The sequence below is a fragment of the Parafrankia sp. FMc2 genome (assembly GCF_041008525.1).
Lineage (GTDB): Bacteria > Actinomycetota > Actinomycetes > Frankiales > Frankiaceae > Parafrankia.
In genome coordinates this window covers 1-23439 of record NZ_JBFLUG010000052.1, presented here as the reverse complement: position 1 = coordinate 23439, position 23439 = coordinate 1, and the positions used below count along the sequence as shown (strand labels likewise).

The window sequence follows — 23439 nt, the reverse complement described above, 5'->3', positions numbered from 1 at the left end:
GCCGGCCGAGGGCGGATGGTTCGATGAGCGTCGGTCCGGACAGCGGTTCCCACCCCGGTCTCAACGGGCACGGCCCGCGGCCGCGGGGAACGGAGGCCGTGACAGCAGCGGGAGCGGCGAAGGCGGCGGCGGCAACCTCGCCGGACGCGGCAACCGCGGCGGCGGAACCCGCACCCGCCACGGCCATCGAAGCGACACAGGTCGCGGCGCGGATCACGCCCCGGACCGGGCCGGAGGCCGCCGGCGACGAGCCGCTCGCCACCGTCGTCATCGTGAACTGGAACGGGGCGCACCTGCTCCCGCCGTGCCTGGACGCACTCGCCAAGCAGGACGCACCGTTTGCGTTCGAGACCCAGGTGGTCGACAACGCCTCCGCCGACGGCTCCCGGGAACTGCTCGCCCGCCGGTACCCGTGGGTGACGGTCGTCCCGTCGGACCGCAACCTCGGCTTCGCCGGCGGGAACAACCTCGCTCTGCGGGGCGTCACCACACCGTTCGCGGTGCTGCTGAACAACGACGCGATCCCCGAGCCGGACTGGCTGGCGCGGCTGCTCGCCCCGTTCGGCGCGGCCGGCGGCAACCGGCTCGGCGCGGTCACCGGCAAGGTCGTGTTCCTCCCTCGCTTCCTGCGTCTCACCTTCTCGGCGCCGACGTTCTCCCCAGGCCCGCACGACCCCCGCGAACTGGGTGTGCGGATCAGCTCGGTCACGGTGGACGGGCGCGAGGTGCTGCGCGAGGTGCTCTGGGAGAAGCTCACCTTCGGCGCGGAAGGCCCGCCGAAGGCCCCGTTCTTCTGGACACGCGGCGAGGGCGAGCTGTGCGTCCCGGTGCCCGAGGGCGGTCCGGTCACGATCGGGATCACCTGGGCGGCGGACACCGCCAAGCAGGTCACCCTCGGCTGGGAGCCGGGCACCGAGGCCGGAACCGGAGCGGCCGGAACCGGAGCGGCGGCGCCGTCGCGCACCCTGCCGGTGGGCGCCGAGCCGAGCACCGTCACGTTCACCGTTGACGCCGGTGCGCCGCGGGTGGACGTCATCAACAACGTCGGCGGCATCGTCCTGACCGACGGGTACGGCGCCGACCGTGGCTACCAGCAGATCGACACCGGCCAGTTCGACAACGCCGAGGAGGTCTTCACCGCCTGCGGCAACGGCATGGCGATGCGGACCGAGCTCGGCCACGATCTCGGCTGGTTCGACGACGACTTCTTCCTCTACTACGAGGACACCGACCTCTCCTGGCGGATCCGGTCGCGCGGCTACCAGATCCGCTACGTGCCGGACGCGGTGCTGCGCCACGTCCATTCGGCGTCGAGCGTCGAGTGGTCCCCGCTGTTCGTGTTCCACACCGACCGCAACCGACTGCTGATGCTGACCAAGGACGCGACCGCCCGCACCGCGCTGCGGGCCGTGGCGCAGTACCCGCTGACGACGGCGTCGATCGCGGTCCGGACCGTGCGCCAGGCGTGGCGCGCGCGGAGCCGCCCGGCGGTACGGCCGACGGCGCTGCGGATCCGCGTGTTCTCCTCCTACCTGCGGCTGCTGCCCGCGATGCTGCGCCGCCGCCGCGAGATCGGCGCCGCGGCGACCGAGCGCCGGGTCAGCCTGCAGAGCTGGCTGGTGGAGCGATGAGCACCCCGACCGGCGGCCCGGCTGTGCCCGATGGCCTGCGGGCCGCCGTCTACAACCGCTTCTGGCATTCGATGGGCGGCGGCGAGCGCCACAACGGCATGATCGCCCAGGTGCTGGCCGCCGACGGCCTGGACGTCGACATCATCGGGCACTCCGACGTCGACCTCGACGCCGTCGGCAGCCACCTCGGGCTGGACCTCTCCGGCTGCCGCTACCGGCGGCTGCCGGACCGCGGCGAGGAGGCGGTCGCCGCGCTGTCGGACGAGTACCACCTGTTCGTGAACGGCTCGTACATGAGCCGCCTCGCCCCGCGTTCCCCCCGCTCGGCGTATCTGTGTTTCTTCCCGACCCCGTTCGACCACGACATGGCCGCCTGGCGCAAGGCCGCGGTGCGCACCGCCGGCCCGCTGCTGCGTGGCGCGACCCCCGCCGTCAGCTTCGGCCAGGGCTGGTACCCGCCCGAGGGCGGCCGCCGCCGGCAGTGGACCTGGACGAACGGCGCTGGGATTCTGGCCGTGAACCCCGGCGGCGGGCGGACCCTGCGGGCGGACATCGGGCGTCCCGGTGCGCCTGAGGGTGTGCGCCTGCAGGTCCTCGACGCGGGCGGGACGGTGCTCGCGAAACTGGAGATCGGCCAGGAGTTCGCCCCGTTCGAGGTGGCGCTGCCGTCCTCGAGCAACGGGACCGAGCTGACCCTGGTCAGCGACGCCTTCTCGCCGGGTGAGGCGGACGTCCGCGAGCTGGGGGTGGCGGTGAGCCGCCCCCGGGTCGCCGACGCCGACGAGGGCCCGCTGGAGCGGATGGCGCTGCGCTTCCCGTGGCTGCTGCGTGACCCGGCGGACCTCGGCTACCTCGACGGCTACGACACCGTGATGGCGAACTCGCAGTACACCCGGGGCTGGATCCAGCGGCTGTGGAAGCGGGACTCCGACGTGCTGTTCCCGCCGATCCAGGTCGAGCGGCTCACGCCGGCGCCGGAGCGGGAGAAGGCCGTCATCACCGTCGGGCGCTTCTTCGCGCCGGGGCTCGGCCACGCCAAGCGGCAGCTGGAGATGGTCCAGTGGTTCGGCGAGCTGTACCGCTCCGGCGGGCTGCCCGGGTGGCGGATGTACGTCGTCGGCGGCTGTGAGGACTCACAGAAGCCCTATGTGGAGCAGGTCCGTGCCGCCGGGGCTGGGCTGCCCGTCGAGGTGCTGCCGAACGCGCCGCGGGCCGAGGTCGAGCGGCTGCTGTCCACCAGCTCGGTGTTCTGGTCGGCCACCGGCTACGGCGAGGACGACCGGCGGAAGCCCTGGACGGCGGAGCACTTCGGGATGACGACCGTCGAGGCGATGGCCGGCGGCTGCGTGCCGGTGGTCATCGACCGGGCCGGCCAGCGCGAGATCGTCCGGCACGGACGGGACGGGTACCGCTGGGAGGGCCCCGAGCAGGTCGCCTCGTTCACCCGCCGGCTCGCCGCCGAGGACGGGCTGCGTTCCCGCCTGGCCGCCGCCGCCGTCGAGCGGGCACAGCAGTTCTCCGACGCCGCCTTCGCCGAGCGCTGGCACGACATCGCCGAGCGCCGCCGGCTGTACTCCTGACCGGCCGCTGACGTGCGCGTCGTCCTGGACGGCACCCCGCTGCTCGGGCAGCGCACCGGTGTCGGGCGCTACACCGCCGCCCTGCTCGCCGGCCTGGCCGCGCTCGGCGACCCGAAGCTCGACCTGGCCGCCACCGCCTTCACCTGGCGCGGTGGCGGCGGGCTGGCGCAGGCCCTTCCCCCCGGGGTGGAACCCGCGGTCCGCCGGGTCCCCGCCCGCCTGCTGCAGGATGCCTGGACCCGCTCCGAGCACCCGCCGGCCGAGTGGTTCACCGGCCCGGCGGACATCGTGCACGGGACGAACTTCGTGCTGGGCCCGCTGGCATCGGCCCGCGGGGTGGTGACGGTGCACGACCTGTCCTACCTGCGCACCCCGGACACGGTCTCGGCGGCGTCGGCCCGCTACGCGACGCTGGTGCCGCGTGGGCTGCGCCGTGCCGCCGCGGTGCTGACCCCGAGCCAGGCGGTGGCGGACGAGGTCATCGCCGCCTACCGCCTCGACCCCGCCCTGGTGACCCCGACCCCGCTCGGCGTGGACGCCGCCTGGTTCGACGCCACCGCACCAACCCGCGGCTGGCTCGCCGCCCGCGGACTGCCCGAGCGCTACCTGGTGTTCGTCGGCTCCGCGGAGCCACGCAAGAACCTGCCGGTGCTGCTGGAGGCCCTGCGCCGGCTGCGGGCCGCCGATCCGGACACCCCGCCGCTGGCACTGGTCGGCCCGCCCGGCTGGGGCCCGGCTCTCGACACCGCCGGCCTGCCCACGGGCGCCGTCGTGACGCTCGGCTACCTCGACGAGGCGGAGCTGCGGACGATCGTCGCCGGAGCGGCGGCACTGTGCTTCCCCTCCCGCTACGAGGGCTTCGGGCTTCCGCCGCTGGAGGCGCTCGCCGCCGGGACGAGGGTCGTCGCCGCCGACATCCCGGCCGTCCGCGAGGTGGTCGGCTGTGCCCCCGGGGTCCGCCTCGTCACTCCCGGACGGGCCGACGACTTCGCCGACGACCTTGCCGCCGCGCTCGCGGCGCTCCTCGCCGAACCGGCCGGCGTCAGCGCGACCGCCCAGGGCCGCGACCACGCCCGGGCCTTCACCTGGGCCCGCACCGCCGAACTCACCGCCGCCGTCTACCGCCGCGTCGCCGCCTGAGCCCGCGATCTGTCACCCGTCTTCGACATCGAGGACTGCGTCCGGCCACGCCATACGAGTGATCCGCACGGACTCGGGCCGCGTCGCCGTCGACGTGTGCCAGCCCGAGGTGCACAGTCTGGAACACGAAAGCCTCCGCGCCGGCCGGGATCTTTCATCGTTGGACAGCCGAATGCCCGCCTGCCGTCGGGGGCGGCGAGGCCGGAGGACGTCGGGCTGAATCCGGGTCCGGGTCCGGAACCGGGCGCCACGGCCAAGGCGGGACCGCGGTCGCGGTGAGCTTCCACAGCGACAGCCCGAGCAGGACGGCGCCGAGCAGGCCCAGGGTGGTCAGCACGGCCAGCACCAGCAGCGCATGGTCCGCCCCGACCGCGGTGACCTCGAGCGCTCCGCGCAGCTGGGCGAGCGGAGCACGGCCGTCCAGGCGCGGGTCCCGCCGGGCCAGTTCGCGGCCGAGCATCACCAGGACCGTCCCGCCGAGTGCCAGGACCACCGCCAGTGTCGGAAGGCCGCGGCGGGCCAGTGGGAGCGCAGAGCAGCCTCCGGCCACCGCCAGGGCGAGGACGGGCAGGGCCGGCAGGAGATAGCGGGCGAACGTCGCACCGCCGGCGGCGACGTACCCGACCAGCGTCGCCGTCGCGAGCAGGGCCTGCGCGGCCACTGTCAGCCAACAGAAGACGTCCACCGCACCGCGCCGCGAGACGGTGGCCGGGCCGGCCAGCTCGCGCCACGGTGACCAGGCGGCGGCGTCGCTCGGAGTACTCGCCCGGCGGGCCCGGGCGGTCAGCGCGAGGCGGGCCGCGACGGCGAGCAGGCCCAGCACGGTGGCCAGCCCGACGCCGACGACAACCTGGTGTGCCACACCGCGCAGCAGAGTGGGCCGGCCGAAGAGGCCCTGGTAGATCGTCCACCAGAAGTCCTGACTGGTGATGATCTCCCACACCGGTCGCTCGCCGTAGCCGGTGGGAAACATCCAGGCGGCCCGCTCGCTGCCGGCCGGATCGCCGTACAGCCTGTTGTTGCGCGCGTAGAACCAGCCGGCGGCGGCGGACGTGAGCAGGCCCGTCGCCGCGCCTGTGCCGAAGCCGGCGAGCAGCGGCCGGTGCCAGCCGGCACCGGGTGCCCGTGCGTGGTGGGCACGCCCGAGGCCGATGCGGCCGGGGCGGGTCCCGAGGGCGGCGGCGAGGCCCACGGCGGGCACAAGCACCGCGGCGGCCAGCCCGCCGCTGGCCCGGCCCAGCGCCGCCGCGGGAACCAGCAGCGCGACTGGCAGCAGGGTGCGCACGGACGGGCCTCGGCGCGCCAGCGCAAGGGTGGCAGCGGTCGCCGCGGTGATCAGTGCGACCGCGAACGCGTCGTTGTAGACCTGGGAGGTGACGGCGATGAAGATGCCGGTCACCGCGAGGACGGCCGCGGCGCCGACGGCGAGGTCCGGGCGGGCGGGCAGCAGGAACCGCACCAGCAGTGCGGTGGCGACCAGGGCGGCGATCCCGACGGCGATGTTCAGCAGCCGAGCCGCGTAGAAGCCGGCCACCGGATGGTCCAGCGCCCGGCCGGTACCCAGCGGCAGCGCCTCCAGCAGGTAGAACAGCGGCGGATGGTTGGCCGTGTACACCAGGTCGAAGTTGGTCAGCACCGCACCGTTGCGCCGCGCGCAGGCTGGGAGCACGGTGACATCCCGCCGGTCGACGGCGGCGCGGGCAGCGGCGGGTGGTACCTGGCAGTCCGGCGCCAGGCCGGGCATTCCGGGGAGGGTGGAGCGGACCGGGGTGTCCAGCTCGGGCAGCCGGCCGTCCGCGATCTCCAGCGCGTAGGCGGTGTGCTGGGCCTCGTCGGCTCCGGCGAAGGGTTTCGTCGCGAGTGCCCCGGCCAGCCCAAGCGTGCCGAGCAGCAGGCCGGCGGCGACCACACCGAGCACCAGCCAGCGCCGGGGCGCCGCCGGGCCGGTCAGCTGACGTCCCGGTGCGGCCGGGACGGTCGGCTGACAGTCGGGAGTCGTCAGGGCGGTCCGGTCAGGCCGGGCCGGGGACATCCGCCGCGGCCAGTGCGGCGAAGTCGTCGTCGGCGTGGCCGGCGCGCTCGGCGGCGGCGGCGAGCCCCAGGGTCGCCTCCGCGATCGGCAGGCGCCCGGCGACCGCCTCGGTCGCGAGCCGGACGTCCTTCGCGATCCCGGTGACGGTGAAGGCGGCCGGGGAGTAGTCGCCCGACTCCAGCATGGTCCGCTTGTAGGTGACGAGGAAGCCGAGCGGCCCGCCTGCGAGCTCGGTCAGCAGCAGCCCGCGGTCGACACCGAGTTCGGTGCCGTAGCGGAGGACCTCGGCGACGGCGGCCATGCCTTCGGCGAGGCCGAGGTTGAAGACGGTCTTGAGCGCGCTCGCGGCGCCGACGGGGCCCACATGGTCGATACGCTCGGCATCGCCGAAGGTCTCGAGGAGGTTGCGGGCCGCGGCCAGATCGGCCTCGGTGCCGCCGACCAGCACTCGCAGCGTCCCGGCCTCGGCTGGGCCCACGGTGCCGATCACCGGGGCGTCCAGGTAGCGCAGCCCGGCGGCGGCCGCCTTCCGTCCCAGGTCACGGGCGGGTTCGGGGCCGACCGTGGTGCAGTTGACCAGCAGCAGGCCCGGGGCCGCGGCCGGGGTGATCGCGGCGAGCACATCGGCGGCCGACCGCGGGTCGAACAGCATCAGCACCGCGGCGTCCGCCCCGCGGACGGCGGCGGCGGGATCCGCGGCCTCGGTCGCCCCGGCAGCCGTCAGCTCCCCGGCGCGGCCCGGGGTGCGGTTCCAGACGACCAGGTCATGCCCGGCGGTCAGGAGGTGGCGGGCCATCCGGCCGCCCATGCGTCCCAGGCCAAGAAACGCGACCTTCATCAGGTTCCCCCGTCCGTCGTCGCAGCCGCCTTCCCGCGAAGCGCGGCGTCGTCCTGCTGCGCCTGTTCTACCCGCGGCGCCGCCACCCGCGGCGTCTCCGCCTGCAGCGTCTCCGCCTGCAGCGTCTCCGCCTGCAGCGTCTCCGGCGGCAGCGTCTCCGGCGGCCGTGACGACGATGGAAGCACCCGGAGGAGGCCAAGGGCGCCGAGCACCGCGGCCGGGCCGAGCAGCCCGGTGACGGAACCCAGGTAGCGGTAGTCGAAAGCCGAGGTCAGGGAGGCGAGGAGCAGGGTCGACAGGCCCGCGCCGGCCGTGAGCCAGAACAGGCGGCCGGGGCCGGGGCGCCCGCGCCGCCAGCCCACCACGCCGGCCGCCAGCCCACCGAGGAGCCCCAGGCCGACCAGCGGCATCGCCGCGTAGGACAGCCCGGAGTAGCCCGCGAGCGGGCCGGCCAGATGATCGTTCAGGTTCCGGACGGTGAGGTAGCCGTCGGTGGCGTGGGGATGGCCGTCAGGCAGTCGGTTGCTGCTGCTCCGCGGCAGTTCCCAGGTGTCGGCGCGGCTGGTGAGCACCGTCTCGTACGGGACGGGCCAGAAGTACCCGCCGAAGTAGCGGGCGGTGCTGGTGACCATCGTCCACGGCTGGGTGCGGATCACCTCGTGGGCGAACTCGCCCGCCAGCTCCTCCCGGCCCGGCGGGACGAGGTCGTTGCCCTGCCGCAGCAGCGAGTCGTCGGGCCACAGGTAGGTCACCGGGGAACCGCGCTCGCCGACCGGCCGGGGATCGCACAGCGACCGCAGGTCATCGTCGTCGGGGAGCCGGTCGCAGTCGGCGAACGGTGCGACCCGCCCGTAGAGGAAGAACCCCGAATGGGCGGAGACAGTGAACCCCTTGCCCTGGCTGGCGCTCCAGGCCGAGTAGGCAACCACGGGCACGGCCGCCGCCAGCACGAACGCGGCCGCCGGAGCGCCCCCGGCCGCCCATCCGCGACCAGCCGCGAGCCTGCGACCGCCGCCGACGCCAACTCCGGCGTCGCGGGTCGTACCAGCGGTGTCAGTCGTGTCGGCGATGCGGGCGCGCAGGGCGAGGACGACCGCGGCCAGCGCGCCCAGCGCGATCGGGCCGTAGCCGACCGTCCGGACGGTGACGCTGGCGCCGAGGAGGAGCCCACCGAGGGCCCACCGCCATCCGGCCGGGGGCCCCGGCCAGGCCAGTGCCAGGACACCGGCCAGGACCAGCGTCCCGAACAGGCTGTCGGCGAGGACGAACTGGCCGAGGTCGAGCACCCAGGGTGCCAGCAGCGCCGGCGCCGCCACCAGCGCCGCCGGCCAGCCGCCCCGCCCCCGGGCCAGGGCCGCCGGGCCGTACCGGGCGAACAGCCGCCGCACGGCGGCGTACAGGGCGACGCCGGCCAGCAGCGTCAGCAGGTGCTGGACGACGACCAGCCGGGTCAGGTGGTCGGGCGCGCCGATGACCCGCAAAAACATCGGATAGCCCGACGGGCGCCAGTCACCGGCCCACAGCCGCCGGCCCGCCTGGTCCAGGTAGGCGGGTGAGTCACCGTGGTAGAGCAGCGCGGGCCGGTAGGCCGCGATGACGACCACCCGGGCGGCGACGGCCAGGACCAGCACCGCGGCGAACGCGGCGTGCCGGCGCAGCAGCCGCCCGGCGGTCCCGCGGTCGCGGTCCACGGATGAGCTGGCCATTACCCGTCAGTCTCCCAGCCCGGCCGCGACCGCCGCGATCCAGCCCCGGGGTCCCGGCCCACGCCGTGCGGCCCACGCCGTGCGGCCCACGCCGTGCGTCCTGCGGCCAGCGGTTCGGCTGGGTCAGGCGGAGGCTTCGGTGCCCGCCGGGGCCTCGATGCCCAGTGCGTCCGCATCCAGCTTGGTGAACAGGCCGCCGGACCACTCCAGACGCCGCCCGGCCGGCACCGGCTGGCGGGCCCAGACGTCCAGGTCGATGCCGAGCACCTCGGCGACCCGCGCCGAGCTGAACGGCAGGAACGGCGCCAGCGCGGTCGTGATGCCGGAGATCGCCTGGACCGAGACCGCGAGGCTGTGCGCCGCCGCGTCCTTGTCGACCTTGACGGTCTTCCAGGGCTCCTCGCGGTAGAGGTAGGCGTTGACCTCGGCGGAGATCTCCATCGCCGCGCGCAGCGCCGCCCGCAGCTCGACCCGGCCGAGCAGCTCGGCGACCCGCACCAGCCCGGCGTCGACGGAGGCGAGCAGCTCGGCGTGCACGCCCTCGAGTTCGCCGGTGGCCGGCAGCTCACCGCCGAAGAACTTGTTGATCTGCGCCAGCACGCGGTTGACCAGGTTGCCCCAGTTCGCGATCAGCTCGTCGTTCACCCGGCGGACGATGTCGGCGTCCGAGATCTCGGTGTCGTTCTGCTCGGGCAGCACCGAGGCGAGGGCGAAACGCAGCGCGTCCGGCTGCAGGAGGTCGAGGTACTCGCGCACGCCGCGGCCGATCCCGGCCGACTTGGACGCCTTGGCTCCCCCGAAGGTGACGTACTGGTTCGCCGGGACGTCCGTCGGCAGGTTCAGCCCGCCGTAGCCGAGCAGCATCGCCGGCCAGATGACGGTGTGGAAGGGAATGTTGTCCTTGCCGACGAAGTAGTAGGCGGACGCCTGCGGGTCCTCCCACCAGGCCCGCCATGCCTGCGGGTCGTCCGTGCCGGCCGCCCACTCCTTGCTCGCCGACAGGTAGCCGATGACCGCCTCGAACCAGACGTACAGCCGCTTGCCCGGACCGAGCTCGTCGGTCGGCAGCGGGACGCCCCAGTCCAGGTCACGGGTGATCGCGCGGTCGTGCAGGCCGTCCTTGACGAACTGCACCGACCAGTTCAGGACGTGCCGGCGCCAGCCCTGGCGGGTCTGCAGCCAGTCGAGCAGCTGGTCGGAGAGGCCGGAAAGACGCAGGAAGAAGTGCGTCGTCTGCCGCGTCTCGGGCACCGCGCCGGTGACCTTGCTGCGCGGGTCGATCAGCAGCTCCGGGTCGAGCGTGCGCCCGCAGTTCTCGCACTGGTCACCGCGCGCCTGCGGGTAGGAGCAGTGCGGACAGGTGCCGACGACGTAGCGGTCCGGCAGGAAGCGGCCCGCGTCAGGGTCGAAGAACTGCGAGGTCTCCTTCGGGTAGATGTACCCGGCCGCCTGCAGGCGGGTGAACACGTCCTGCGCGGTGGCCTCGTGGTTCTTCGTGCGGGTGGTCGTGAAGAGATCGAAGCTGATCCCCAGCCCGGACCAGATCCGCAGGAACTCCGGGTGGTACCGGTCGACGATCTCCTGCGGGGTGACGCCCTCCTCGTCCGCCCGCACGGTGATCGGTGTGCCGTGCGCGTCGGACCCCGAGACCATCAGCACCCGGTTGCCCGCCATGCGCTGGTAGCGGGCGAAGATGTCCGCAGGCAGGTAGGCACCGGCGATATGCCCGAGGTGCGGCTGCCCGTTGGCGTACGGCCACGCGACGGCGACAAGGACGGGACGGCCCTCGGGCCGCGCCGCCGTGCCAGAGGTCTGAGTGCTCACCACATCAACCTACCCGCCGTGCGACGGTCGAGATCCACAGCTCACCGCACCCGCGGCTCAGCCGTGCAGCTCAGCCGTGCAGGTCGGGGCCGAAGTCGGCGACCGCGGCGGCGAACGCCTCGTCCCAGGTGCGCAGCGGGCGCAGGCCGGCGTCCTGCCACGACCGGGCGGAGAGCACCGAGTAGGCCGGGCGCTGTGCCGGGCGCGGGAACTCCGCGGTGGTGGTCGGCGCCACCTTGGCCGGATCCTCGCCGATCGCGGCGACGATCGCCCGGGCGAAGCCGAACCAGGTCGTCTCGCCGCCGCCGGTGCAGTGGTAGATCCCCGGGGCGGGCCGCGCCGTCACCAGGTCGAGCAGGCCGGCGGCCAGGTCGGCTGACCAGGTCGGGCTGCCGTGCTGGTCGGCGACGACGCTGAGCTCGTCGCGCTCCCGGGCCAGTCGCGCGATCGTCTTCACGAAGTTGGTGCCCGACCGCCCGTAGACCCAGGCCGTGCGCACCACGTACGACGCCGGGCACAGGGCCAGGACGGCCTCCTCGCCGGCGAGTTTCGTGCGCCCGTAGGCGGAGACCGGGCCCGGCGGGTCGTTCGTCTCGTACGGCTTCGAGGCGGTGCCGTCGAAGACGTAGTCGGTGGAGAGGTGAACGAGGGCCGCGCCGGCCTCGGCGCACGCCGCCGCCAGGTGCGCCGGGCCGGTGGCGTTCACGGCGTAGGCGCCGCTCTCGTCCGCCTCGGCGCCGTCGACGTTCGTCCAGGCGGCGGTGTTGATGACGACGAGGCCGCCCTGCACCTTGGCCGGCCGGGCCTGGTCGGCGATGACCGCGCGTACCCGGGCCGCGTCGGAAAGGTCGAGCTCGGAGCGGGTCAGCCCGGCCCAGGCGAGCACGCGCGTGTCGCGCGTGCGGTCGGTGCGTGACTCCGCGTCGAGGAGACGACACAGATCATGACCGAGCTGTCCACCGGCACCAGTGACGAGGATGCGCACCCCGCGAGTCTGGCAGACGTGGACGAACGGCCGGTGACGCCCCGTCAGCGGTGTCGCCGGAGTCGCACCCGCCGGGCCGGACCGGCATCGATCGACGCGAGGGGCGTGAGGCTACCCTGCTCCCTGATGACGCCCGAGACGCCCACGACGGACAAACCCGAACCGCGCGGGGAACAGCCGCCGGCGGCGGACACCGCGGGCGCACCGGCGGGCACCGGTGCGACCACCGGGGCAGGCACCGCCTCCACCGCCGGAACCGGCACGGAAGCGGGTACCGGATCGGGTGCCGGGGTAGCCGGCCGGCGCCCCGCCGTCCCCGCGCTGGTCCTCCTCATCACAGCCCTGCATGTGGCACTTCTGGTGACCTATGCGTTCGTCTACCCGACCTGGACGGGCTACGACGAGGCACAGCACGTCGACATGGTCTACGGCCTGCAGCACGGCGCCGGGTGGCCCGCGCCCGGCGAGAAGATGATCGCAACCGGGGTCGCGGCGACGTCCGACGACTTCGACCGGGGCCGGTACCAGGACATGTTCCAGTCCGGAGGCAAGCGCCGCGGGTCGCCGTCCTTCGCCGAGATCGCCCCCACCCCGCGCGGCGAGCGCCGGTCCTTCGACGAGCTCGGGGGGCCGACGCCGCTCGACGACGGCCGGCTGTCGAACCAGATGATCCAGCACCCGCCACTCGTCTACGCCGTCGGCGCGGGCCTGCTGGAGATCCTGCCCGGTTCCGCCGACTGGGCCTACGACCAGCAGGTTCTCGCGCTGCGGTTGCTGAACATCCTGATCGTCGGCCCGCTGCCGCTGCTCGCCTGGGCGGCCGGTCGCCGGTTCGGCCTGCCCGGGCCGCTCGCCACCGCGGCGGCGGCGCTGCCGCTGGCGGTACCCGGCTTCACCCGGGTCGGCGCGACCTTCAACAACGACGGCATCCTCATTCTGGCGACCGGGGCGCTCACCGTCGTGCTGGCCGGGGTCGTGCGGGGTGACCTGCGCCGGCGGACGGCCGCCTGGGCCGGGCTCTGGTTCGGCGTGGCGATGCTGTCCAAGGCGTTCGCGTTCGCGCTGCCCGTGACGATCGCCGCCGCCTATCTCGTCGGCTGGCTCCACCTCCGGCGGCGGGTCCAGGTCACGGATGACGACAGCCCGGCTCACCCCCCCGCCCCCACCCCGCGCCGCCTGCCGGCGCTGCGCCGCCTGGCTGTTCCGCGTGGTCTTCCCGTTCCGCGTGGTCTTCCCGTCCTGCCCGCGACCATCGCGGTCGGGCTGGGCCTGGTGATCGGCGGCTGGTGGTGGGTGCGCAACTTCGTGCTCTACGACGCCCTCCAGCCCAACGGCTGGGCGACGAACCCGCCGCGCCGCGAGGCGCTGTTGCTTCCCGACTCGTTCCTCACCTGGTTCGGGTACTTCTTCCGGACGATGATCAGCCGGTTCTGGGGCGGGCTCGGGATGTTCGAGCCACCGCAGCTCTCCCCGGTGGCGATCGTCGCCGCCACCGTGGCCGTGGTCGGTCTGGGCATGACCGCGGTCGTCGCGGCCGCCCGGCGTGGTCAGCCGGCAGCGGGCGAACCTGGACGGATCGCGCGCCTCGGCGCACCGCTCGTACTCCTCGCCCCGGTGGCCTTCGCGTATCTCATGGTCGGCCAGCGGAGCTGGGCCGAGTACGAGCGGTACACCCGGGGCATCGCGGTCCAGGGCCGCTACCTGTACCTGGGCCTGGTCGGGCTGGCGGTGATCACCGCCGCCGGGCTCGGGCGCATGCTCGGCGGCCGGGTCCGGCTGGCACCGTTGGCCGTTCTCGTGGGCGCGGCGCTCATGCAGGGGCTCGCGCTGCTCGCGGTGTGCAGCTACTACTGGCTTCCGCGCGGCGTCGCCTTCACCCCCGCCCAGGTGCCGGACGTCGTCTCCGCGGCCGCCCGTTGGGCTCCCCTGCCCTTCGGTGTCACCGTGACCGTGTTCGTCCTGGCCGCGCTGGGCTGGCTCGCCGCCCTCACGCTCGCCGCACGCGCAGCCATGGTCGGCGGCCGGGCCGCCGGAACCGACGCAAACCCGGGTGCCGGGGATCCGGCCGCCGGGGATCCGGCAGCTCACCTCGCCAGGCAGGAGACGCCGGCGCGTTCCTGAGCGCCTCGCCCGGAACCGCCTCGCCCCAGGCACCTCGCGCCGAACGCAGCACTCTGCCTGGCTCGTTCTGCGGCGTTCGGCCCCGCTGTGCCGGTCGTGCGTCGCGAAGACGCCGACCCCGAATCGCATGTGGCGTGACCCTGCGGGTACTTTCTGTAATCGAAGGCTGGGTGTCCACCGCCCGGAACGCGGAACCGCGACGACGCGCCGCGTGCCGGGCCCCGCCCCAGCCGGACATCAACGGGCACGCCGAATACCCGGCATTCACCACCGAGGGGGACGCGGTGACCGGCGCTGGACCGCGCGCCTCGACCGGGCCTAGGCCTGGCCCCGAGTCGTCTCGCCTCGGCCTTGCCGCCGCGGCGGGCGGCCGGCGCCGGCCGCGCTCCCGGTCGCGGGCACGTTCGCACGAACCGGCCTCGCCGGACCCTACCCGCACGGGGGACGCCAGCCAGGCCGCCGCTGCCAGCGGAAGTCAGGCCGCCGCTTCCGGTGACAGGGACCAGGACCTTCGCGGTCGCCCGGCCGGCGACAGGGCGAGAGCGGTGACCGGCCGCGGCAGGCCCCGCGACGGCGCCGGGAACGCCACCGGCCCGGATGCCGGCTCCGGTGGGAGCGGAGATGGCGGCTCCGGTGGTGCCGCTGCCGCTGCCGCTCGTGCCGCGGGCACCCGTGCCGGCGGAACCAGGCCCGGCCCCGGCGCACCCGCGGGTACCGGGACCGGCCTGGCGCCGTGGCGCCGGCGGCTGCCGGGCCCGCCGCGCCGCCGCCGTGGGCTCGCCGCCCGGCTCGTCGCCACGATCTGCGCCGTCATGTCCTGCCTGATCTTCGCGTTCGCCGTCGGCGGGTTCGCGCTCTACGAGCACTTCGACCGCCAGATCAACCGGCTGCGGCTGACCCTGGACGGCGAGCGCCCCGCCAACCCGATCGAGGGGACGACGAACTTCCTGCTGGTCGGCTCGGACAGCCGGGCCGGCACCGGCGGCGAGTTCCAGCGCGGCGGGGAGGTCGCCGGTCAGCGTTCGGACACCACGATCCTCGCCCACCTGGACGCGAACGGGACGACGACCCTGGTCTCGTTCCCCCGCGACACCCTCGTCCACATCCCGGGCCACGGCCGGGACAAGCTGACCCAGGCGATCTCCATCGGCGGGCCGTCCCTGCTCATCCGGACGATCGAGAACCTGACCGACATCCGCGTCGACCACTACGTCTCCGTCGACCTCGCCGGATTCCGCGACATGACCGATGCCATCGGCGGGGTGACCGTCTGCGTCAAGGCGCTACCGAACGGCTCGCGGACCAACCTGCGCGACGAGTGGTCGCAGTGGCGGGGCCGGGTCGGCGAGAACCATCTCAGCGGCGACCAGGCCCTCGCCTTCGTCCGCCAACGTCACGGGCTGCCCGACAACGACTTCGACCGCATCCGCCGCCAGCAGCAGTTCATCGGGGCGGTGTTCCGCAAGGCCACCAGCGACGGGGTGCTGACAAACCCGGCCCGGCTCGAGAACCTCATCAGCGCGACGACGAAGTCGCTGACCATCGACGACGGCACGGACATCGACGACATCCGGCTGCTCGCGAAGCGGATGAGCGCGATGAGCACCGACCAGATCCGGTTCGTCACGATTCCGGTGCACGCGCCGACGCCCGCCGAGGGCGGGAACTCCCTCGGTGAGCTGCCACGGTTCGGCTCGGTGCAGCTGTACGACCCGGCGCAGCTGGACACCTTCCTCACCCCGCTGCGCGGAGGCGCACCGGCCCGGCCCGCGCCGGCGGAACCGGCAGCCGTGCCGCCGCGGGACATCGCGATCGATGTCTTCAACGCCGCAGAGGTCGGCGGTCTGGCCAGCACGGCCAGCGATGATCTGGCCCGACTGGGCTTCCGCGTCGGCACGCCGCGCGACTGGCCGGACGGCACCAGCCCGGCCACCGAGGTCCGTTACGGCCCCGGGAAGGAGGCCGCGGCCCGCGCGGTCGCCGCGGTGGTGCCGGGCTCACGCCTGGTGCGCGACGGCCGGCTGACCGATCGCGTGTCGCTGGTGCTCGGGACGTCCTTCAGGCAGGTGAAGGCCGCTGCGGGCACCCAGGGCGAGGGCCGGGGCGGCACGGCGGGCATCGTGCAGCCACCGGGCGGCAGCGCGGGAGGTGACCAGGCGGGCTCCGCACCGAGTGTCGCTCCCCGGTCGACAGCGCCCGTCACCGCGACGCAGCTGACCACCGGCTGCACGTACTGAGCCGACCGCGACACCAGCCCTGGTCCGGGCGGGCCAGAAGCGCCCGCCCGGACCAGGGCGACGCCCATCGGTGCCAGCTGTGGGGCGGGATCGGACTGGTCCGGACAACCACATGATGGTCTTCGACGTCGAACTGTCCTGATGGCGTGGAACGCTCCGGATCAGTCGCACCTGCCAGAACCCACCACGCCGGCCCGCCGGCACGCTGCGTGCACACGCGGTACGGGCCGGGTGCTGCCGCCGAACCTGGACCCGCGGATCACCCACCGGCGGCGGTCAGCACTGCGCCGGCTGTCCGTCGCCCTCGTGGCGCTGGTCTCGCTGGCGGTCCTGGCCGTCACGTCCGTCGGCTGGGCGGCCTACCGGCACTTCGACAACGCCATCGACCGCAACAACTGGGAGCCCACGGCCGGCGCCCGGCCGGCGGAGGTCCCCGGCGACCTGAACATCCTGCTGCTCGGCAACGACAGCCGGGAGGGGACGCACGGCGAGTTCGGCGACCCCGGCGGCATGCGGGCGGACACGACGATCATCGCCCACTTCGACGCGGACGGCAGCGCCACCCTGGTCTCCTTCCCGCGGGACACCCTGGTGCCGATCGTGCCGACGTCCGCCGCCCTCGACCGCGACGGACTGTCGAAGATCACGGACGTCGTTCCGCTCGTCGGCGTGCCCGGGCTGATCTCGACCCTGGAGGGGTTCACCGGCCTCAAGATCGATCACACCGTGTCGATCAACCTGGCCGGCTTCCGCGCAATGACGGACGCGGTCGGCGGTGTCACCGTGTGCGTCCAGCCGCTGCCCGACGGCAGCACCCGCAACCTGCGGGACGCCGAGTCCGGATGGCGGGGCCAGCTCGGCGAGAACCGGTTGGACGGCGGGCAGGCGCTCGCCTTCGTCCGCACCCGCAAGGCCCTGGGTGAGGAACGCCTGCGCATCCTGCGCCAGCAGCAGTTCCTGTCCCGTCTCCTGGACGCCGCGACCAGCACCGGTGTGCTCACCAGCCCGTCGCGGATCGCCAGCCTGCTGGGCGCGGTCGGCGGCGCACTGGAGATCAGCCGGAGCCTCTCCCAGGCCGAGATGCTGCGCCTGGCGCGGCGGGTCGCCGAGCTCGGGCCGGGCGGCCTGCGGTTCGTGACGATCCCGACCCACGTACCGCTGCCCGGCGAGGGAGCGGTCGACGACATGGGCACGATCCCCCCGCACGGGATGGTGCTGCTGCACGAACCGGCCGGGCTGGAGGCCCTCCTCGGCCCGATGCGAGCCCCCGGCGCCGGAGGCTCCACCGCCGTCCCACCCCCCGACCGGCTCATGCTGGCCCGCCCGCTGCCCGGCGGCGCCGCGCCCACCACCGCACCGGACGGCACGGCCGGCACCGCGCGACCAGCCGCGGGCACAGCACCCACGAGCACCGGGGGGACGGGGCCGCCAGCCGTGCCCCCGCCGGCCGCGGACACGTCCTGCACGCCCTGAGCACCGCCGATCCGGCAGACCCGAACGGCGCGCGCGATCGTGTCGCCGCCGCGGACGGGGCGGGCCGGGCGCCCGAGTCGGTAGCGTTACCCCCGCGGCGGGTCACCGGCGCCCGGGACACCCGGCAACCCGGTCGCCGCCGGGTCCGCCCGCTGCCGAACATCGGATTGGAGACCGGAAACCGTTGGACGTCCGGTTCGTCCCCGCATCCTCGCTCCTGCGCCCCGCGGCGCCCGCCGGCACCGCACCTGCCGAGGCCGCGCCCGCAGCCCCGTTTCCCGGCGTCGCGGCGGCACTGGCCGTTCGCCTCACCCGCGACCCCGGCCGCCCGATGATCACTTTCTACGACGACGCGACCGGCGAACGGGTGGAGTTCTCCACGACGACGCTGGACAACTGGGTCGCCAAGACGGCGAACCTGCTGGTCGACACGCTCGGGCTCGCCCCCGGGGATGTCGTCGGGGTCGACCTGCCGGCGCACTGGACCAGCTGCGTCATCCTGCTGGCGGCCTGGTCGGCCGGCCTGGATGTCGAGGTCGTCATCGGTCCGGAGGACGGCGCCGACGGCCCGGCCGGAGCTCGGCCGGGCCCGGCGGCCGCCCCGGGCAGTCCCGGTGTGGTCTTCGTCAGCGAGGACCGGATCGACATCGCGACCGCGCTCGGCATCGACGAGATCGTCGGCCTCTCCCTGCGCCCGCTCGGCGGCCGGATGCGCGACGCCGTGCCCGGCGTCCTCGACTACGCCGTCGAGGTCCCACCGCACGGTGACCGTTTCCTGCCCCCACCCCCGCCTCCGGGGCAGGCCGAACTGCTCCGCCTCGCCGCCACCGTCGCCCGCCGCGACGCGCTGGGCCCCGACGACCGGATCCTCACCGCGGGTGGCCCCGCCACCGTGGCCGGGCTGCTGATCGCGACGCTGGTGCCACTGGTGAGCGGAGCGTCGGTGGTGCTGTGCCGCAACCTGCACAGCACCGACGCCGCGACGCTGGCGCGCCGGGTCGAGACGGAGCGGGTCACCGCCGTCGACTGGTCCGTCCCGCGGCCGCTTGCCGAGGTGCTGCCCGCCCGGGTCCGCCGGCTCGACGTCCTGGACGCGGGCACGCCCCCCGGTTGACACCCGCGTCGTTCACGCCGCCCGGCGACCTGGCCGGGCGGCGGCGCGGGGGTCCAGGGCGCAGGAGTTCAGGGCGCAGGAGTTCAGGAGGAGCTGGTGACCTGCTTGTGGGCCGCCAGCGACTCCTCGGTGACCTCGGTGAGCTCGCCGGTGTCGACGTCGTAGACGAAGCCGCGGACGGAGGTCGACGCCCGCAGGAACGGCGACGAGCGCAGCGTCCGCATGCAGCCCCAGACGTCCTCGGCGACGTTGGTGAACGAGCGCAGGCGCCAGGACGGTCGCACCCCGGTCTGCTCCGCCAGCGAGGCGCTGAACCCCTCGTCGGTGAGCTGCTCCATGCCGCACTTCGTGTGGTGGAGCAGAATGATCTCGGTGGTACCGAGCGCGTGCTGGCTCACGGCCAGCGAGCGCTCGATGTCCTCCGTGACGACCCCGCCGGCGTTGCGCATGATGTGCGCGTCGCCCTCCGCGAGGCCGAAGAGGGCCTCGATGTTGATGCGGGCGTCCATGCAGGCCACCACCGCCACGCCGGTCGCGGGCCGGGTCGGTACCACCTGGCCCGGGCCGGTGGAGCGCCGCAGCGCGGCGAAGTCCGCTACCCGGGCCAGTAGGGCGCCGGTCGCATCCTGGGCGGGTCCGACATTGTCGGGCGCGCTCGTCACCGCAGGTCACCTCCGTCGGGTACGTCACTCGCGCGGCGGACGGGCCGCGGGAAAGCCAGTGGCACAAGCATGCAGCGCGCGGACCGTCGCCGCCACCTACATTGCCGAGTTCTGCCAGCGTCACAGGTCAGCACGGGGACGACGTCCCGCCACGGACACGAGTCGGATCACGGACAGGGGGGCGGGGGGTATCGACCGGCGGCACGCCGGGAACACTGAGACGGTGAGCCATCACCCAGCGCGATCCCGCCGGCGCCCGGCCCGCCCGGCACGCGCCGCTTTCCACAAGCAACGGACGCCGGTACGTAAACGGACGATTCGGGAAGGCGACACGACCGGCACTCATCGGCCACGTGCGCGGGGGTGGCGGCCGGGCGCGGATCAGCCGTCGGTAGTCTCTCCTGGTGGTCAAAATCGATGCTCGCAAAGTCGATCGGCGCCGCCTGTGGTGAGCCACCGGATGGCACGTTCACCACTTCAGGTACTCATCCATGAGGTGGGCAAGTTCGGCATCGTCGGCGCGATCTGCTACGCGATCGACTTCGCCGTCTCGAACCTGTGTCACACCCTTCTGGGGATGGGGCCGCTCAGCGCCAAGACCGTATCGACGGTCATCGCGGCGACCTGCGCCTACGTCGGCAACCGGCACTGGTCGTTCAACCACCGGGCGCGTACCGGCATTCGCCGCGAGTACACCCTCTTCGTGATCCTCAACGCGATCGGCCTGATGATCGCGCTCGCCTGCCTGGGCTTCGCGAAGTACGTGCTCCATCTCGAAGGGGTCCTCGCGTTCAACCTCTTCGGCAACGTTCTCGGCACGGGCCTCGGCACGATCTTCCGGTTCTGGACCTATAAGAAGTACGTGTTCCTGCACCCGGACCACCCGAAGGTGGCGGTCCTGCCGGTCAAGGACCAGCGGATTCCCGAGCCGGCTGCTCAGGCCTGATCCGCCGCGGCCGACCGGTTGGCTCGCCAGGTGGTCTGGTTCGAGCGAAAGGTCTGCGGCGGGCCGTCAGGTACCGGCGGGGCCGGGCGGCATTCCGCTCGGCCCTGGTCCCAGCGGGACACAGGGGTCACCCCGAGGGACATGACGGTTCCGGTACCGATCAGTTCTCCCGGGGACCGGCTGCGCTAGGCTCTCGTGACCAGCCCATGCACAGCGTGCCGAGTTCTCCACCTGAGGTGACGCCGTCACCTGGGTCCGCGGCGCGACCGGCTCGAGGTCCAGGAGGGTGCGCCGTGGCACGGCCGACACTCGCATCGCCCAGACCAGGCGGTCGCCCCCGAGATGAGAGCCGCGACCACACGATTCGCCAGGCGGCCCTCGAACTCCTCGCCGAGCACGGCTACGACGGCGTGACAATGGATCGGGTGGCAACCCGGGCCAAGGCCGGGAAGGCCACCATCTACCGGCGATGGCCATCCAAGATCGCCCTGGTGATGGACGCGCTGACCCAGTTCACCGAACAGACCATGCAGGTTCCGGATGCCGGGTCCCTGCGCAACGAGATGGTCACCTTCCTGCTGTCGTTCGTGGAGCTGGCCGGGAGCGAACAGGGCCGGATCATGGCCGAGATGGTCTCCGAGATGCCGCGCAATCCGGAGCTGCGGTCCGCGGTACGCGAACGCATGTGGAGTCAGCGCAGGTCCTCATCCGAGTCCATCGTCAACCGCGGGATCGCGCGCGGCGAAATCAGCCCGGAGGCGGATCCCGCCCTCCTGATCGAGCTCGGCACGGCGCTGATCCTGCAGCGTCTGCTCATCACCGGGGACCCGGTCGACCGGCCCTTTATCGAGCACATCGTCGACGACCTGATCATGCCCTACGCGGCGCGCAACTGACCCGCGTAACCGGCCTACACGGCGCGCGACTGATCGGCACCCGCACAATCCGTTCCCGGCCGGCACCGCGCCGGGACGTGGCGGGACGACCACCCCTCTACGGAGAGCGGTTACTGCCGCGACTCCGTGCGGTGACGGTTTCGGAGTCGGATCCGGACAGCCATGTCCGGAATGCGACCCGCGCCCGCCCGGACCGGGGCGAACTCCTACTCTTGGGCGGGCACCTGTCATCGAACCCTCATCGAATCCTCCGTAGGCATACCTGTCAGCTCGCGGATTCGGGGTCGACCGGGCGCTCACGCACGCCCAGCAGCTCGACGCCCGGCACCTGGACATCCCGTCACGCGGCGCCGTCACGCGGGGCTGACCAGGGTCAACCGCTCCACCGCCGGCACGGTCACTCCGATCGTGGATGCGGGCGGCACAGGAACACCAGGAGGGACGTCATGCAGCCACCGAACCCGGGTCCGCACGACCCGGACGCCGAGACTCGGCGGGTCGACAGCGGTGGTCATGGATACGGCGACGATGCCGAGACCCAGCTCGTGAACGACGGCGGCGGCTACCAGCCGCCAGCCGGCGGTGGGTACGGCCAGCCCGGCCAGGGCACGGGCGCCGGCCAGGGCCAGCCCGCGGGCCAGCCGGGTTACCAGCAGACCGCGCCGTACGCGCAGCCCGGCGGATACCAGCAGCCCGGCTACGACCAGGGCGGCTACCCGGGCTACAACCAGCAGGGCGGCTACCAGCAGACCGGCGGATACCAGCAGGGCAGCGGCTACCCGCAGACCGGCGGCTACCAGCAGGGCTACCCCACCGAGGGCTACCAGCAGCCCGGCTACGACCAGCCGGGATATGACCAGGGCGGCTACCCGCAGACCGGCTACAACCAGCAGGGCGGCTACCAGCAGACCGGCGGATACCCGCAGGCCGGCGGATACCCGCAGGCCGGCGGCTACCAGGGCGAGGGTTACCAGCAGCAGCCCGGGTACGGCGGCGGTTACCCGCCCCAGGGCTATCCCGGCGGCCCAGGCGGCCCGGGTGGGGCGAGCCCGAACCGGCGCCGCAACATCATCATCGTGGCGGTGGCCGCGGCGGCCGCGCTCGCCATCGCCATCCCGGTGGCCCTGGTCGCGACCAGCGGCTCCGACGACGATCCGGACGGGCCGGTGGTCGCCACGACGCTGGCCCCGTCCGCCCCGGCAACCAGCGCCACCGCCAGCGCCAGCGCCACGCCGAGCGCACCCCCGACCAGCGCGACGCCGAGCGCGAGCGCGTCCCCGAGTTCCGGCGCCTTCACGCCCACGCAGTCGGCGCTGCTCGCAAAGCTGGACGCGACGACGATGACCGACTGCGAGGCCAACCCCGAGGGTGAGGACGAGGACATCGACGCGTCGTTGTTCTGCACCGCGGACAACGGCCAGCTCGTCGCCGCCTACCACTACCGGGACTCGGCCTCGCTCACCAACGACGTGGACGCCCGGGAAGGGCTCGTCACCGACCAGGGTGACTGCAAGAACGGTGACCCGGACATCTTCACCTGGAACTTCGACGAGGGCCACACCGAGGGAACGGCCCTTTGCTACTACTACCAGAACGACTTCTTCATCTTCTGGACGTACGACGACGAGCTGGTCTCCTTCATGGCGCTCGATGACGACGCCGGCGCGCTCTACGAATGGTGGACCCGGTTCGACCCGGTGCCGCGGAGCTGACCGGGGACTCGACTTCGGGCGTGACATCCGGGGGGCGGCCGGGCAGGTGTCCGGCACGCCCGCCGGACGCCCTCCGCACACCCGCGCCCACACCGTGAACTGCCCGCCGCCGTATCAACAGGTGACGTTGCGGGGTGGTACCGGCAGATCCGGCGTGACATGTGCGCCTACCCTGTGACGCACGCCATCGTCACCCAGGCGTCTCCATTCATCCCGGTTTCCGTACGTCCGGCCGGATCCCCTCCCAGGAGGAATCGTGCCCAGCCAGAGTCCCGGCGACGGCGCGTCGCCCGTCCCCGAGCCGCCTGGCCCTTTCCCGCCGGTCAGCCACACCCCTGACCCGGAGGACGCCGAGGGCTCGGCGGACAGCACGCAGGTTCTGCGGCCGAACGCCTTCCCGCCGGCGCCCGGAGCGGGCGGCTTCCCCGGTCTCCACGCCGCCCCACCGCCAGGCCCGGCCCACCGCCCCATGCCGCCGGTGCCCCCGGGCGGGGGACCGCCTGGCCCGAAACCGTCAGGCGGCGGCCCGAAGTGACCGGGTG

At 73.7% G+C, this 23439-nt stretch carries 16 protein-coding genes; 10 read left to right on the top strand and 6 right to left on the bottom strand.

What is annotated here, in order from left to right; all coding sequences use genetic code 11:
* Positions 1-23: 23 nt before the first annotated feature.
* From AB1460_RS18885 to AB1460_RS18875, 3 genes are read left to right on the top strand one after another with little or no spacing between them, the layout of a single operon-like run.
* A complete protein-coding gene (locus tag AB1460_RS18885; protein ID WP_368962907.1) occupies positions 24-1631 on the top strand; it encodes a glycosyltransferase family 2 protein in 1608 nt (535 codons plus the stop codon).
* Positions 1628-3211 carry a glycosyltransferase gene (locus AB1460_RS18880; protein WP_368962906.1) on the top strand — a complete coding sequence of 528 codons (1584 nt, stop codon included), beginning with the start codon at positions 1628-1630 and terminating at the stop codon, positions 3209-3211. The genes AB1460_RS18885 and AB1460_RS18880 overlap by 4 nt, the downstream gene beginning before the upstream one ends.
* A 12-nt stretch (positions 3212-3223) precedes the next feature.
* Entirely contained in the window at positions 3224-4351 is a 1128-nt protein-coding gene (locus tag AB1460_RS18875; protein WP_368962905.1) for a glycosyltransferase family 4 protein, read from the top strand.
* Positions 4352-4505: 154 nt separating this feature from the next.
* On the opposite strand, the gene AB1460_RS18870 is transcribed toward AB1460_RS18875, so the two are convergent.
* From AB1460_RS18870 to rfbD, 5 genes are all read right to left on the bottom strand, one after another.
* Positions 4506-6383 carry a hypothetical protein gene (locus AB1460_RS18870; protein WP_368962904.1) on the bottom strand — a complete coding sequence of 626 codons (1878 nt, stop codon included), beginning with the start codon at positions 6381-6383 and terminating at the stop codon, positions 4506-4508.
* The gene (locus AB1460_RS18865; protein WP_368962903.1) at positions 6364-7221 is read right to left on the bottom strand and encodes an NAD(P)-dependent oxidoreductase; all 858 of its coding nucleotides are present in this window, start codon (positions 7219-7221) and stop codon (positions 6364-6366) included. Before AB1460_RS18865 ends, AB1460_RS18870 begins: the two co-directional genes overlap by 20 nt.
* Positions 7221-8927 (bottom strand): hypothetical protein, encoded by a 1707-nt coding sequence (locus tag AB1460_RS18860; RefSeq protein WP_368962902.1) that lies wholly within the window; start codon positions 8925-8927, stop codon positions 7221-7223. The genes AB1460_RS18865 and AB1460_RS18860 overlap by 1 nt, the downstream gene beginning before the upstream one ends.
* A 123-nt stretch (positions 8928-9050) precedes the next feature.
* A complete protein-coding gene (metG, locus tag AB1460_RS18855) occupies positions 9051-10751 on the bottom strand; it encodes a methionine--tRNA ligase (RefSeq protein WP_368962901.1) in 1701 nt (566 codons plus the stop codon).
* A gap of 70 nt (positions 10752-10821) precedes the next feature.
* The gene (gene rfbD, locus AB1460_RS18850) at positions 10822-11736 is read right to left on the bottom strand and encodes a dTDP-4-dehydrorhamnose reductase (protein ID WP_368962899.1); all 915 of its coding nucleotides are present in this window, start codon (positions 11734-11736) and stop codon (positions 10822-10824) included.
* 126 nt (positions 11737-11862) lie between these two features.
* Here rfbD and AB1460_RS18845 point away from each other — a divergent pair, with 126 nt between their 5' ends.
* The 4 genes from AB1460_RS18845 to AB1460_RS18830 all read left to right on the top strand — a co-directional run bounded on the left by AB1460_RS18845 (position 11863) and on the right by AB1460_RS18830 (position 18681).
* Positions 11863-13857 (top strand): glycosyltransferase family 39 protein, encoded by a 1995-nt coding sequence (locus tag AB1460_RS18845; protein WP_420497312.1) that lies wholly within the window; start codon positions 11863-11865, stop codon positions 13855-13857.
* A gap of 725 nt (positions 13858-14582) precedes the next feature.
* Positions 14583-16094, top strand: coding sequence for an LCP family protein (locus AB1460_RS18840; protein WP_420497313.1), 1512 nt, complete (start codon positions 14583-14585; stop codon positions 16092-16094).
* Between the two features lie 231 nt (positions 16095-16325).
* Positions 16326-17567 carry an LCP family protein gene (locus tag AB1460_RS18835; RefSeq protein ID WP_368962894.1) on the top strand — a complete coding sequence of 414 codons (1242 nt, stop codon included), beginning with the start codon at positions 16326-16328 and terminating at the stop codon, positions 17565-17567.
* A 184-nt stretch (positions 17568-17751) separates the two neighbouring features.
* Positions 17752-18681 carry a TIGR03089 family protein gene (locus tag AB1460_RS18830; protein WP_368962892.1) on the top strand — a complete coding sequence of 310 codons (930 nt, stop codon included), beginning with the start codon at positions 17752-17754 and terminating at the stop codon, positions 18679-18681.
* Between the two features lie 83 nt (positions 18682-18764).
* On the opposite strand, the gene AB1460_RS18825 is transcribed toward AB1460_RS18830, so the two are convergent.
* A complete protein-coding gene (locus AB1460_RS18825; protein WP_368962890.1) occupies positions 18765-19343 on the bottom strand; it encodes a beta-class carbonic anhydrase in 579 nt (192 codons plus the stop codon).
* Between the two features lie 460 nt (positions 19344-19803).
* On the opposite strand from AB1460_RS18825, the gene AB1460_RS18820 reads away from it, so the two are divergent.
* The 3 genes from AB1460_RS18820 (at position 19804) to AB1460_RS18810 (ending at position 22897) form a co-directional block, all read left to right on the top strand.
* Positions 19804-20289, top strand: a complete 486-nt coding sequence (locus tag AB1460_RS18820; protein ID WP_368962888.1) for a GtrA family protein — start codon at positions 19804-19806, stop codon at positions 20287-20289.
* Between the two features lie 293 nt (positions 20290-20582).
* Positions 20583-21185 carry a TetR/AcrR family transcriptional regulator gene (locus AB1460_RS18815; RefSeq protein ID WP_368962886.1) on the top strand — a complete coding sequence of 201 codons (603 nt, stop codon included), beginning with the start codon at positions 20583-20585 and terminating at the stop codon, positions 21183-21185.
* 446 nt (positions 21186-21631) lie between these two features.
* On the top strand, positions 21632-22897 hold the full coding sequence (locus AB1460_RS18810; protein WP_368962885.1) for a hypothetical protein: 1266 nt from the start codon (positions 21632-21634) through the stop codon (positions 22895-22897).
* Positions 22898-23439 lie beyond the last annotated feature (542 nt).